Here is a 12,719-nt window from a genome sequence, read left to right as displayed (position 1 = left end):
TTACTGCACATTTTTGACAATATTTAGTCTGAATTTATGACCGCAGAGGCGGCAAGCAGGTATTCCCGGAAGCGTTGCGCCGCCTGACTCTGTTCATGGTGCTTCGACCACACCAGCCACATTTCCGATACCGCGTCCTGTTCTTTAATGGGCAGCCAGCGCATTTCATTAATCTGCACCCGCTTAAACGAGGCCGGTAAAATAGAGACGCCCAGCCCGGACGCCACCAGCCCGATAATCGTCATCGCTTCCCCGACTTCCTGGGCAATCGTCGGCGTTAATCCGTAGCGCCGCATCAGCCCCAGAATGTCGTCATACAGCCCGGTGCCAACGTGCGGATCAAAAAAGACGAACGGTTCACGCGCCAGCTCCACGAGGCTCACCGCCTCCTGACGCGCCAGCGGATGATCGCTCGGCACCATCGCCAGCAACGGCTCGCGCAGCACCCTTTCCCACACCAGCGTTTCCGGAAGTTGGGTGTTGCGCATCAACCCCAGATCCAGCGCCCCTTCATTCAGCGGTACGATCTGCTCCCGGGTGTTGGTTTCCCGGGTCTGGATATGCACGTCCGGATAGCGGCGCCGAAAGGTCGACAGCGTGTCGGAGACCGGCTTGATAAATGGCGCGGAAGAGGTAAAACCGATGTGCAGCTCGCCGGTTTCGCCGTGATGCAGCCGTCCCGCCCGCGCGGCGGCATCATCCACCTGAGTGAGAATGTAGCGGCTGTCGACCAGAAACTGCCGCCCCGCCGCCGTCAGGCTGACGCTGCGGTTGGTGCGGGCAAACAGGCGCGCGCCAATCTGCTGCTCAAGTATCTGAATTTGCTGGCTTAACGGTGGTTGTGAAATATTCAGCCGCGCCGCCGCCCGGCCAAAATGCAGCTCTTCAGCGACGGCAATAAAGTAGCGGAGATGGCGCAGTTCGATATTCATATCTTAAACGTCTTATTTGAGATTATTAATATATTAGACAGAATATTCGCCTTTTCATACCCTTAGAAGTGTGATCTGTGACATCACATAACTCTGTGTTCTCAGCAAGGATTTTTCCGTGAGTCGTACAACTACCGTTGACAACGTGCCGGCAAGCGAAGTCATCGACAATGTTATTCCCCAGCCAAATCAGTTTATTAAACGCGGCACCCCCCAGTTTATTCGCGTCACTCTGGCGCTGTTCTCCGCCGGTCTGGCCACCTTCGCCTTGCTCTACTGTGTGCAGCCGATTCTGCCGGTGCTGTCGACAGAGTTTGGCGTCACGCCGGCCAGCAGCAGCATATCGTTGTCGATCTCTACCGCCATGCTGGCCATCGGCCTGCTGTTTACCGGCCCGCTGTCCGATGCGATCGGCCGTAAACAGGTGATGGTCACCGCGCTGGTGCTGGCATCCTGCTGTTCGCTGCTGTCGACCATGATGTCCAGCTGGCACGGGATCTTGATTATGCGGGCGCTGATTGGCCTGTCGCTGAGCGGCGTGGCGGCGGTCGGGATGACCTATCTGAGTGAAGAGATTCACCCCAGCGTAGTGGCTTTTTCCATGGGGCTGTACATCAGCGGTAACTCCATCGGCGGGATGAGCGGCCGTCTGCTGACCGGGGTATTCACCGACTTCTTTGGCTGGCGCGTGGCGCTGGCGGTGATCAGTTGCTTTGCCCTGGCGGCGGCAATCATGTTCTGGCGCATTCTCCCGGAATCACGCCACTTTCGCCCGACCTCACTGCGACCAAAGTCGCTGCTGATTAACTTCCGCCTGCACTGGCGCGATCGCGGCCTGCCGCTGCTGTTCCTCGAAGGGTTCCTGCTGATGGGCGCCTTCGTGACCCTGTTTAACTACATCGGTTATCGCCTGATGATGTCGCCATGGTCGCTGAACCAGGCGGTGGTTGGCCTGCTCTCCGTGGCCTATCTAACCGGGACCTGGAGCTCGCCGAAAGCCGGCGCCATGACCGCGCGCTTTGGCCGCGGGCCGGTGATGCTGGGGTTTGTCGGGGTAATGCTGGCCGGGCTGATGTTAACCCTGTTCTCCTCCTTGTGGCTGATTTTCGCCGGCATGCTGCTGTTCTCGGCGGGCTTCTTCGCCGCCCACTCGGTCGCCAGCAGCTGGATTGGTCCGCGTGCGCGTCGCGCTCGTGGTCAGGCTTCATCGTTGTATCTGTTCAGCTACTACCTGGGGTCGAGCATCGCGGGGACATTAGGCGGCGTTTTCTGGCATAACTATGGCTGGAATGGCGTGGGTGGTTTTATCGCGCTAATGCTAACAGCAGCACTTCTTACCGGCGTTTGTCTGCACAAACGTCTGAGTTAACGGCTCTGTACGTGGCCTTCATCGGCCACGTCTGTCACCACATGCCCAATACCGACGACGCCCCCATCAGTTCTCTGACGGCATCAATTGAGAGCAGTGCAATAAACAGCATGGTGAACGGATTCATAGTACCCCCCACATCAGCGGCCTGCGCATCATTGAGTGTAGCCGCTGGTTAAAAATTAAGCCGCCATCTTGACCATACTATACCCAAAATAATTCGAGTTGCTTGTAGGCGGCAAAGCCGTAAATCCCCAGGAGCTTACTCAGGTAAGTGACTGGGGTGCACGGGTGCAGCCAACACCCAGGCAACTTGAAGTATGAAGGGTAAATTGTGACAATATTTCGATCCTGCCGGCGCCTGACAATAAATAGTGCTGCGTCAACCTGCGCCCTCCGTCTGGCAGATTGCCGCAGATCAGGATAGTGTAGAGCGATACGGGCTACGCCTTTCGTTCATTCGCAACAGGCCAGAATACACATGACTGAAAACAAAAATTATCAGCAGCTTACCCGCACTTTCCAGCGTCTTTCCCGCTTCTCGCATCTCGGCGCCATCGCCGGCTGGGATATGTTCGCGATGATGCCGCCGGGCGGCAGCGCCGCACGAGGCGCCGCGCTGGCAGAACTGGGGGTGTTGCAGCATCAGATCCTGACGGACAGCAGCGTGGCCCAGGCGCTGCGTAACGCGCTGCAGGAAGATCTGAATGACGTTGAACAGGCCAACCTGCGTGAAATGACCCGCCAGTATGAACAGGCGGCGCTGCTGCCGGAAAGCCTGGTGGAAGCCAAATCCCTTGCCGGCAGCCGCTGCGAGCACGCCTGGCGCAGCCAGCGCCCGGCCAACGACTGGGAGGGTTTCTCCGAGAACCTGCGTGACGTGGTGAAACTGAGCCGGGAAGAGGCCAGCATCCGCGCGGCGGCCAAAGGGGGTTCGCGCTACGATGCCCTGCTGGATATTTTCGAACCGGACATGACCAGCGCGCGTCTGGATGTGCTGTTTGCCGACCTCAAATCCTGGCTACCCGCCCTGCTGACTGACGTCGTCGAAAAGCAGGCGCAGCAACCGCCCGTCGCGCCGCAGGGTCCGTTCCCGGTGGCCGAACAACGTGAACTGGGTCTCGAAGCGATGCGCATCCTCGGCTTCGATTTTGATAGTGGACGCCTTGATATCAGCGCCCACCCGTTCTGCGGCGGCGTCCCGCAGGATGTGCGAATTACCACCCGCTATAACGAAGACGATCTGCTCAGCGCCTTGTTCGGGGTAATTCATGAAACCGGCCATGCGCGCTACGAACAGAACCTGCCGCGCAAATGGCTCGACCAGCCGGTCGCCCTTGCCCGTTCAACGGCGATTCACGAATCGCAGAGCCTGTTTTTCGAAATGCAGCTCGGGCGCAGCGATGCCTTCCTGAAACGTCTGTTGCCCGCCGGGCGCCAGCGTTTCGGCGATCAACCGGCCTTCAGCAGTGACAATTTCATTGCCTGGAACCAGCGCGTCAAACCTGGATTTATCCGCGTGGATGCCGATGAAGTCAGCTATCCGGCGCACGTCATTCTGCGTTATGAAATTGAACGCGCGCTGATCGATGGCGATATTGAAGTGGACGATATCCCGGCCTTGTGGGATGAAAAGATGCAAAGCTGGCTCGGACTTTCCACTACCGGCAACTACCGCAATGGCTGCATGCAGGATATCCACTGGACCGATGGCGGTTTCGGTTATTTCCCTTCATACACGCTCGGCGCGATGTATGCCGCGCAGCTGATGGCGGCGGCGAAACGCGCGCTACCGCAGCTGGAAACCAGCATTGCCAACGGTGATTTCTCCACGCTGTTTGCCTGGCTGCAACAGAATATCTGGCAGCACGGCAGCCGGTTTACCACCTCGCAGCTGATTACCAACGCCACCGGCGAGGATCTGAACAGCGATTATTTCCGCCAGCACCTGACCTCACGTTACCTGTAAGCCCGTGGCGCCGGGGTTCCCCGGCGCCATCATTCCGACGTTATCCTCGTTGCCGTTCCGGAGGTACCACGTTGTACATATGGTTACACGCCGATACCAAACACTCACTGAAGCCTCCTGACCAGAAGCCTATAGTGCTTTCAACGGCCCCGCAGTGGGGTTCACTGAAGAAACCAATTCGAGGATATCAGAATGAAAAAAGTATTAGCTCTGGTCGTTGCCGCTGCTATGGGTCTGTCTTCTGCTGCTTTCGCTGCTGACGCAGTAAGCACCACTCAGGCTCCGGCTGCCGCTCACAGCACCACTGCCAAAACTACCCATCACAAAAAACACCACAAAGCGGCGGCTAAACCGGCTACCGAGCAGAAAGCCCAGGCTGCCAAGAAACACAAAAAAGCCGAAGCTAAACCGGCGGTAGCGCAGAAAGCCCAGGCTGCTAAAAAACACAAAAAAGCAGCAGCTAAACCTGCAGCAGCACAGAAAGCCCAGGCCGCTAAGAAACACCACAAAGCGGCGACCAAACCTGCGGTAGCCCAGAAAGCGCAGGCGGCTAAAAAGCACCACAAAACCACCAAACACCAGGCTGATAAACCTGCTGCACAGCCAGCTGCATAATTCTTCCGCTCCGTCGGGTGAATCATAAATCGGCGCTGCTTCAGCGCCGTTTTTTTCTGGAGGGCACTATGCTGCGGCGCTATCGTTTTGAGCTCATCCTGGTCTTATTGATCCTCTGCGCAGTGATTGCCACCCGCTTTTTCCTGTACTGATCCGGCGACCGCTTAACCCGTCACTTTCGACATCCCCTCGCGCTTTTCCTCATTTTGCTCCATGACCGGGCCGCGACTATCGGCTTAGCCATACCCAGCCGTTATAGCCCAGACCATACAATGCAAACAGCAGCAAACAGCAGGCGGATACGCTGGTGACCCGTGCGCTATGCGCTGCGCTCAACCAGCGGCGAATCGCGAAAATATAGAACGACAGTACGCTGAGATCGATAATCAGCCAGATCACGGTCAATACAATAAGGCTCAGTCCCGGCGTAGGGGTGACAGGAATAAACAGCGGAAAAAACGCGACAAAAAACAGAATGTCCTTGGGATTACTCACCCCGGTCACAAACCCCATCAGCCACCCACCGCGCTGCGCCGAAGCCGCAGATGCCGAGTGGGCTCCCCGCAGCATACCGACCGCCAGCCACGCAATATAGCAGGACCCGGCCGCCGCCAGCAGCGTCAGCATATCCGCATGGATAGCCACCACCCCGCGCAACATCGCGGCGGCGGCGGCAATCAGCAGCAGCGAGGCGATATTGCTCCCGGCCATGGTACGTAACGCGCATCGATAACCGTGATGAGTCGCCGCGCCGGTCACCAGCACCACGACCGGCCCCGGCGTGGCAATCAGGGCCAGCACCGTCAGGCTGTACCCCATCAGTAAGGCATAATTCATGATATAAACTCACTCTTCATTTCAGATCTTCCTATTCTCTCCCTTGATTTGAGAGTTGAAAAACGACCCGTACTGAGCTTGAATGTGAGTTTTACTCATCATTGAGGATGAATCGCGATGTCGATGCCGCCGCTGTATGCGCTGCGCGCTTTTGCTACCGCCGCCCGGTTAGGCTCCTTCAGCCAGGCCGCCGCGACGCTGCATGTCACTCCCGGCGCCGTCAGCCGCCATATCAGCACCCTCGAAGCCTGGTTCGATTGTCAGCTGTTTATTCGTCAGGGACCGAAGGTGACGCTCAGCGAGGCCGGCCGCCAGCTGGCACACGCGCTGGAGGAAAACTTCACCGCCATCGATCGGGCCTGCCAGGCCTTGCGCCAGCAGGCAGGAAAGCTCCGCCTGAAGTCACCGTCCACCTTAACGATGCGCTGGCTGCTGAAGGTGCTGCAACAGTTTCGCCAGCAGCATCAAAAACCGGTTATTGAGATGAGTAGCGTGTGGATGGACCGGGACAACGTTGATTTTACCCGTGAGCCTTATGATTGCGCGATCCTGCTCGGCGACGGCCACTTTGGCGACGAAACCCGACACGCGCTGCTGTTCAGCGAATGGCTTATTCCGCTATGCGCCCCGGCCATGGCGGAGGCCGCACGCGCGGATTTAACCACCTGTCCGCTGATCCATCCCACCCCCGATCGCCGTGACTGGCGACGCTGGTTGCAGGAGATAGCGCCGCGGGCGCCGACAGACATCAGCCGGGGTATCGTCTTTGACAGTCTGGATCAGGGAAATATGGCGGCGATGAGCGGGCATGGAGTATCGGTGGGGGATCTTTTGCTGAGCCTCGAGGCTATCGACAGCGGTCTGCTGGTCGCGCCGTTCACTCAGGCGGTCGCCACCGGCGACGGTTATTATCTGGTCTGGCCGAAAGAGTCGCGCAACGGGCAAGCGGTAGAGCAACTGTACCAGTTTTTGTGTGAGCATCTCCCCGCCCCCTTTCCCGCCGGCATCGAGCGCCGGGGAAAGGAGGCGAAATAACATCAGGACCGGCGCTTTACATCACCTGCACCGCCTGCACTACCAGATAGCCTGCTGCACCCCAGATAAAGATCGAGGCGAGAGAAACATACACTAACGCACGAATACCTTTTTTCGACATAGATCCTCCCGAAACCGGAGATAAGAAACAGGGCTATCATCACCGGGACAACGTCTCTGTTTGTTCAACGGAAAACAGGAATAGCAATAATTGCCGTGAGAAAATGTTTCGCTTTGAAAGTAACTACTGAAGTTGTAAAAATGTGCGTTATCCGATGAATGCATTCATATTTATGTCGACTTATCGTCATCCCCCACTCAACAACTTTACAAAACGTATCTGAAGCATACCCGGCGCATTTGGTACGTACCGTAACCTGATTTATGTTGCTTCCCGCCACGGTTTCTGCGGAAATAGCCACGTGAGAAAAAAGCGCTAACCATTTGAGTTATCGCCATAATTGTACGGAAATGCGGCATTCTGGCGGGATTTTAGTCGCGTTTCGCTTAATTAAAATTACTGTTAACTTTCATAAACTTAAATCTCCTGCTACTGTCAATATACACAAATTCATCCTGCCCAGTTCCTGAGGGATGAAGGATGAGATGTATAGAGAGAATTTCTCCTTAGAGAGTCATATGCGCAAAGACGTACTGTTGTTGTTGTGTTCTTTTTGTTTGTTGTCCCCGTTTGCTCACGCTGATGATGACAGCATGAGCGCAAAAGATATCAAGACGCTTTTTTTCGGTCATGACGATCGCAAACCGGTCAACAATCCTGCTGAAGAACCCTGGGATGCCATCGGGCAGTTAGAAACGGCCAGCGGTAATCTGTGTACCGCCACCCTGATTTCGCCGCATCTGGCGCTGACGGCGGGCCACTGCCTGCTGACGCCGCCAAAAGGCAAACCGGATAAGGCAGTCGCCCTGCGCTTTATCTCGCGCAAAGGCGGCTGGGTCTATGAAATTCACGGTATTGAGGGGCGCGTTGACCCGTCGCTGGGCAAACGGCTGAAAGCGGATGGCGACGGCTGGATTGTCCCCTCGGCTGCTGCCCCGTGGGATTTTGGCCTGATTGTCCTGCGCTATGCGCCTTCCGGCATCACCCCGATCCCGTTATTTAGCGGCGATAAGGCCGATCTGACCGCCGCGCTGAAAGTCGCGGAGCGTAAAGTCACCCAGTCGGGCTACCCGGAAGACCATCTCGACAATCTCTATACCCACCAGGATTGCATCGTCACCGGCTGGGCGCAGACCACGGTCCTGTCGCACCAGTGCGATACGCTGCCTGGCGACAGCGGTTCGCCGCTGCTGCTGAAAACCGATAGCGGCTGGCAGGTGATTGCCGTACAGAGCTCGGCGCCGGGGCCGAAAGATCGCTGGCGGGCGGATAACCGCGCCATCTCGGTGACCGGTTTTCGTGACAAACTGGAAACGCTGGCCGGTGAATAACCGCTAGCCCTGCTGCTGGCGCAGCTGTCGTAATGCGGCAATGGGCATCGGTTCGCTAAAATAAAATCCCTGTAAACGGTCGCATCCGGCCCGACGCAGCAGCGCCAGCTGCTGCTGATTCTCAACCCCTTCGGCAACCACCGTCATCCCGAGCGCCCCGGCGATCCGCACGGTTCCGCGCACCAGCTCCGCGGCCTGCGCATCGACATCAACCACGCCGGCCAATGATTTATCAATTTTGAGGGTATCGAAATGAAAGCTCCGCAGATAGCCAATGCTGGAGTAACCGATGCCAAAATCATCCAGCGCCACCGAGGTCCCCAGCGCCTTGAGATTCTCTATCGCCGCCAGCGCACGGGCCGGATTCTCCATCACATAGCTTTCGGTCACTTCAATTTGCAACCGACGGGCCGGGAAGTGGCAGCGGGCCAGCACCTGAACCACCCGTGACTCAAACTCCGGGTCGCGAAACTGCGCCGGGGAGATATTCACCGACAGCATTAAATCATCCAGCGCACGCAGATCGCTGCAGGCGCGATACAAGGCAAACTGGCCGAGGGCATAAATCAGCCCGCTGCTTTCCGCGATGCCGATAAAGGCGTCCGGCGGCAGCGGACCTTCCGGTCGACGGGGCCAGCGGAGCAGCGCCTCTACGCCAACCACCACCAGCGTATCGGCGTTGACGATCGGCTGATACCAGACATCAAACTCCTCGTTCTCCAGCCCCTGGCGGATACCGTTTTCAATATTGAGCTGGTACTGCCGGGTATCGTTGAGGCTCTCGTCGTACCAGGTGGTGCGCCCTTTACCCGATTTTTTCGAGTGATACATGGCAATATCGGCGCGACGAAACAGCTCGGTGCTGGAACAGGTCGCCGGCGTGCCGCTGGCAATGCCGATACTGGCGCTGATGTAAATTTTGCGCTCGCCAATCGCCACCGGCGACTTCAGCATCTCCAGCACCGCCCATGCAAAGGCCGACGCCTGCGCTATCGACTGCTCTCCGCCGACGGACATGGCGAACTCATCTCCACCCATCCGCGCCAGCAGGCCGTCGGAGGGGACACGCTCCTGAAGCTCCCGGGCAATATGCGCAATCAGCGCATCCCCCACCTCATGGCCGTAGTTGTCATTGACATCTTTAAAACCATCAAGGTCGATAAATACCACGCACTGCACTTCGTGCTGCGTCTTTTCGCAGATCTGATTGAGACGCCCGAACAGCGCCCGGCGGTTGGGTAACTTACTGAGCCAGTCGGTCATCGCTATCTGCCGCGCCAGTTTCTCACCGCACGCCAGCTTATACAGCCCGAGGCAGCTCAACAGAATAAACAACAGGATCAGGCTGGCGGCCAGTAAGGCGATAAGCCGAATACCGGTCGACGCCGCATGCGCCGCCTCCGCGCCTGGCAATCGCGGCCGCCAGCTAAGATAACCGACCGTCTCGCCGGCGCTGGTGCGTAACGGGACGCTATATTCCCCTCCGCGATCGGTGGCATGCAACCCGCGGATCTGAAAGGTATTCCCGAGTTTTTCGAGGATATCTGCATTGATATGTCGGGTGACCACCAGATAACGGCGGGTATCATCGTGCACCTGTAAACGTCCCATCGACGGGCGTATCAGCCCGATGCCGATAAAGGCGATCCCCGCCTGGGTACGGGTAATACCGGCATAGGCGCTCTTGCCGCTGCGCAACTCTTCGCCATGTTTGGTTATTAATGCCCGCAGGCCGCTGCCAAAGAAGCGAATATCGGTTTCATTGAGCGTCTTGCTGCGAAACGAACCCCACAGCACCTGATAATGCTGGTCGAGGACGAACATCCCGTCGTAGAGATCGTCAATTTTGAATCCGGAACCCCAGGAGTCATACAGCCAGGTGGTATCCAGCACCGGGGCGTAGGTTTGTCTCACGGCGTCATCCCAGATTGAATTATCCTGGACCAACGACAGCACGCGGGTCACCGAGGTTTGCACCGCGCCATCCACAGAGAGGATCGAGCGATGCCTGTCAATTTCGTTGGTTTTAATGCCGATCAGATGTTGGGAAAAATAGAGCAGTGAAATAATCGAGACAATCAGGCCGATCCCGGCAAGGAAGATCATTACCGACAGGGTTTTAGCAGAGGGGAGATTGCGCCAGCCAGGCAAATTTACCATTATCAGTCCTCTCTTACGGCTAAAGGTAAATCCGCCGCCAGCACGCTTTTTTTTAAAGAATACTACAGAGAACAAATTTTGCCGCCCGCATATGCAGGCGGCATCACATTACGCCAGTTTAATTAATACCATCCCGCTCACCAGCAGGATCACGCCGAGCCAGCCTTTATAATTCAGGCGCTGACCAAACAGGATCCAGCCCGCGGCGAGGGTGGCGGCAATGCCGAACCCGCCCCACAGGGCATAAGCCACCGACAGGTCAATCCCCTTCACCGCCTGGGAGAGCGCGCTGAAGGCGCCAAGCACCGCCAGCAGCGAGAGAACACCGTACACTTTGTGGCGAAAGCCGTCGGAAAACTTCAAAAAGACGTTAGCGACAATTTCCAGCACGATAGCCAGCGCCAGCCAGGCGCCATGCACCCATTCAAACTGTTGCATGCGTTAACTCCTCTGGCTGCTTCTCGACTTTTTGGGTGCCGGATTTAATCAGCACAATCCCGGCGACCAGCGTCGTCAGACCGGCAATTTTGACCAGCGACAGGGACTCATCAAACAGCATCACGCTGAATAAGGTAATCAACAAAATGCCGATACCTTCCCATAACGCATAGGCCACCCCGAGGGCGATTTTTTTAACCGCAAAGGCCAGGAAAATATAGGAAACGGCGATCATCACCAACATCAAAATAAAACCAAGGTGACCACCGCTAACGCTGGCCCATTTCATAGAAAGTGTGCCGATAATTTCAGCAACAATAGCGAGAGCTAATAAAATCCAATAAAACATCATCCGTTCTCCTGCATGAGAATATAATCCATGACGGCTTGCCACCGGGGCAGACCGAAAAATTCTGGCGTAGATTTAGCCGTGCGCAGTGCGCCAGCTCAGGCAGAGGAGAAGGACTAAAGCGCGGAGCGCCAGTGTTGCTCGCCGTAGAAGCGGCTGTCAGGAAGGGTTTCGCAAACAGAAACTGAAATAAACAGGGTGAACTGATTGTCCATAAAATTACAATTATCCGCGGTATTGCTTCCCATCATTGCGGATGAATATTGTCCTCGAGAGTTAAACACCCTGAATTTGTACCATAACGCCCTTTTACTCTCAAAGCCTTTGCACTTCTTTACGTCTGGCATTTGATTTAGATTAGCTTTTTCTGATGTCAATCGCCATTATGATGGCGTGTGCTCATTTTTATTTTAATGACCGGATTGTCTTCTTCACGATAAGACTTTTACTGCTAGCGACTTTTTACTGCCTTTTGTCCGGCATCCGACGCTACACTGTGAGAAAAACCGGTTTTCTTCTCAGGGACACCTATGGCCAAACCCATCATCACCCTTAATGGATTAAAGATTGTCATCATGCTGGGCATGCTGGTCATCATTCTTACCGGTATCCGCTTCGCGGCCGATATCATCGTTCCCTTCGTGCTGGCGCTGTTTCTGGCGGTGGTGATCAACCCGCTGGTGCACCTGATGATGCGCTGTCGGGTGCCGCGAGTGCTGGCCATCGTGCTGCTGATCGGCACCATTGTGATGCTGGCGGTTGTTCTGCTGGCTTCACTCGCAACGTCGCTCAATGAACTGGCGCGTACCCTGCCGCAATACCGCAGCTCGCTTTCCGAGCCGGTGCATACCGTTACCCCCTGGCTGCAGCGCTTTGGTTTTAGCGTGTCGGTGGTGGAGCTGAATAAATATATCGATCCCAATGCGGTCATGACGATGGTGACCAGCCTGCTGACTCAGCTATCCAACGCCATGTCGTCGATCTTCCTGCTGCTGTTGACGGTGGTGTTTATGCTGCTGGAAGTCCCGCAGCTTCCCGCCAAGTTGCAGCAGCTGATGTCGAGACCGGTGGAAGGTATGGGGGCCATTCAGCGCGCCCTCGACAGCGTCTCGCGCTATCTGGTATTAAAAACCGCCATCAGCCTGGTCACCGGGCTGGTGGTCTGGGCTATGCTGGCGCTGCTGGATGTGCGGTTCGCCTTTATGTGGGGCCTGCTGGCGTTTGCGCTGAACTACATTCCGAATATCGGTTCGATTCTGGCGGCGATCCCGCCCATTTTGCAGGTGATGGTGTTTGGCGGTCTGTATGACGCGCTGGTGGTGCTCACCGGATACCTGGTGATCAACATTGTCTTCGGCAACATCCTCGAACCGCGGATCATGGGCCGTGGTCTGGGGCTTTCAACGCTGGTGGTGTTTCTGTCGTTGATTTTCTGGGGCTGGCTGCTGGGGCCGGTCGGCATGCTGCTCTCCGTGCCGCTGACCATCATTGTGAAAATTGCGCTTGAGCAGAGCGCCAGCGGACAAAGCATCGCGGTACTGCTGAGTGATTTAAGTAAGTAGG

Annotated in this window: 12 protein-coding genes; 6 read left to right on the top strand and 6 right to left on the bottom strand. The window is 56.5% G+C overall.

The window, feature by feature from the left end; genetic code table 11:
* Positions 1–23: 23 nt before the first annotated feature.
* Positions 24–932 carry a LysR family transcriptional regulator gene (locus tag HF679_RS05480; RefSeq protein ID WP_123754500.1) on the bottom strand — a complete coding sequence of 303 codons (909 nt, stop codon included), beginning with the start codon at positions 930–932 and terminating at the stop codon, positions 24–26.
* 118 nt (positions 933–1,050) lie between these two features.
* Between HF679_RS05480 and HF679_RS05475 the strand changes: the two genes are divergently transcribed.
* Positions 1,051–2,301: an MFS transporter gene (locus HF679_RS05475; RefSeq protein WP_123754501.1), complete on the top strand. Its 1,251-nt coding sequence runs from the start codon at positions 1,051–1,053 to the stop codon at positions 2,299–2,301.
* A 34-nt stretch (positions 2,302–2,335) separates the two neighbouring features.
* On the opposite strand, the gene HF679_RS24745 is transcribed toward HF679_RS05475, so the two are convergent.
* Entirely contained in the window at positions 2,336–2,428 is a 93-nt protein-coding gene (locus HF679_RS24745) for a KPN_01571 family protein (protein WP_217426886.1), read from the bottom strand.
* 354 nt (positions 2,429–2,782) lie between these two features.
* On the opposite strand from HF679_RS24745, the gene HF679_RS05470 reads away from it, so the two are divergent.
* Entirely contained in the window at positions 2,783–4,270 is a 1,488-nt protein-coding gene (locus HF679_RS05470; RefSeq protein WP_187042689.1) for a carboxypeptidase M32, read from the top strand.
* Between the two features lie 192 nt (positions 4,271–4,462).
* Positions 4,463–4,885, top strand: coding sequence for an acid resistance repetitive basic protein Asr (gene asr, locus HF679_RS05465; protein ID WP_187042688.1), 423 nt, complete (start codon positions 4,463–4,465; stop codon positions 4,883–4,885).
* A gap of 228 nt (positions 4,886–5,113) precedes the next feature.
* On the opposite strand, the gene HF679_RS05460 is transcribed toward asr, so the two are convergent.
* Complete coding sequence (locus tag HF679_RS05460) at positions 5,114–5,722, bottom strand: LysE family translocator (protein ID WP_154143884.1); 609 nt, start codon at positions 5,720–5,722, stop codon at positions 5,114–5,116.
* A 117-nt stretch (positions 5,723–5,839) separates the two neighbouring features.
* Here HF679_RS05460 and HF679_RS05455 point away from each other — a divergent pair, with 117 nt between their 5' ends.
* Complete coding sequence (locus HF679_RS05455) at positions 5,840–6,757, top strand: LysR substrate-binding domain-containing protein (RefSeq protein ID WP_123754505.1); 918 nt, start codon at positions 5,840–5,842, stop codon at positions 6,755–6,757.
* A 639-nt stretch (positions 6,758–7,396) separates the two neighbouring features.
* Positions 7,397–8,209: a trypsin-like serine peptidase gene (locus HF679_RS05450; RefSeq protein ID WP_123754506.1), complete on the top strand. Its 813-nt coding sequence runs from the start codon at positions 7,397–7,399 to the stop codon at positions 8,207–8,209.
* A gap of 3 nt (positions 8,210–8,212) precedes the next feature.
* Here HF679_RS05450 and HF679_RS05445 read toward each other — a convergent pair whose 3' ends face one another.
* From HF679_RS05445 to mdtJ, 3 genes are all read right to left on the bottom strand, one after another.
* On the bottom strand, positions 8,213–10,369 hold the full coding sequence (locus HF679_RS05445) for a putative bifunctional diguanylate cyclase/phosphodiesterase (RefSeq protein ID WP_187042687.1): 2,157 nt from the start codon (positions 10,367–10,369) through the stop codon (positions 8,213–8,215).
* Positions 10,370–10,477: 108 nt separating this feature from the next.
* A complete protein-coding gene (gene mdtI / locus HF679_RS05440; RefSeq protein WP_123754508.1) occupies positions 10,478–10,807 on the bottom strand; it encodes a multidrug/spermidine efflux SMR transporter subunit MdtI in 330 nt (109 codons plus the stop codon).
* Positions 10,794–11,156, bottom strand: coding sequence for a multidrug/spermidine efflux SMR transporter subunit MdtJ (gene mdtJ / locus HF679_RS05435; RefSeq protein WP_123755488.1), 363 nt, complete (start codon positions 11,154–11,156; stop codon positions 10,794–10,796). The genes mdtI and mdtJ overlap by 14 nt, the downstream gene beginning before the upstream one ends.
* 530 nt (positions 11,157–11,686) lie before the next feature.
* Here mdtJ and HF679_RS05430 point away from each other — a divergent pair.
* Positions 11,687–12,718 (top strand): AI-2E family transporter, encoded by a 1,032-nt coding sequence (locus HF679_RS05430; protein WP_123754510.1) that lies wholly within the window; start codon positions 11,687–11,689, stop codon positions 12,716–12,718.
* Position 12,719 lies beyond the last annotated feature (1 nt).

Source organism: Enterobacter sp. JUb54, assembly GCF_014298075.1.
Classification (GTDB): Bacteria; Pseudomonadota; Gammaproteobacteria; order Enterobacterales; family Enterobacteriaceae; genus Klebsiella; species Klebsiella lignicola.
This window is presented reverse-complemented; position numbering and strand designations above follow the sequence as displayed.

Excerpts from the sequence above, each read along its gene's own strand:
- HF679_RS05480 (WP_123754500.1), bottom strand. The coding sequence starts at position 932 with ATGAATATCGAACTGCGCCATCTCCGCTACTTTATTGCCGTCGCTGAA.
- HF679_RS24745 (WP_217426886.1), bottom strand. The coding sequence starts at position 2,428 with ATGAATCCGTTCACCATGCTGTTTATTGCACTGCTCTCAATTGATGCC.
- HF679_RS05470 (WP_187042689.1), top strand. The coding sequence starts at position 2,783 with ATGACTGAAAACAAAAATTATCAGCAGCTTACCCGCACTTTCCAGCGT.
- asr (WP_187042688.1), top strand. The coding sequence starts at position 4,463 with ATGAAAAAAGTATTAGCTCTGGTCGTTGCCGCTGCTATGGGTCTGTCT.
- HF679_RS05460 (WP_154143884.1), bottom strand. The coding sequence starts at position 5,722 with ATGAATTATGCCTTACTGATGGGGTACAGCCTGACGGTGCTGGCCCTG.
- HF679_RS05455 (WP_123754505.1), top strand. The coding sequence starts at position 5,840 with ATGTCGATGCCGCCGCTGTATGCGCTGCGCGCTTTTGCTACCGCCGCC.
- HF679_RS05450 (WP_123754506.1), top strand. The coding sequence starts at position 7,397 with ATGCGCAAAGACGTACTGTTGTTGTTGTGTTCTTTTTGTTTGTTGTCC.
- HF679_RS05445 (WP_187042687.1), bottom strand. The coding sequence starts at position 10,369 with ATGGTAAATTTGCCTGGCTGGCGCAATCTCCCCTCTGCTAAAACCCTG.
- mdtI (WP_123754508.1), bottom strand. The coding sequence starts at position 10,807 with ATGCAACAGTTTGAATGGGTGCATGGCGCCTGGCTGGCGCTGGCTATC.
- mdtJ (WP_123755488.1), bottom strand. The coding sequence starts at position 11,156 with ATGTTTTATTGGATTTTATTAGCTCTCGCTATTGTTGCTGAAATTATC.
- HF679_RS05430 (WP_123754510.1), top strand. The coding sequence starts at position 11,687 with ATGGCCAAACCCATCATCACCCTTAATGGATTAAAGATTGTCATCATG.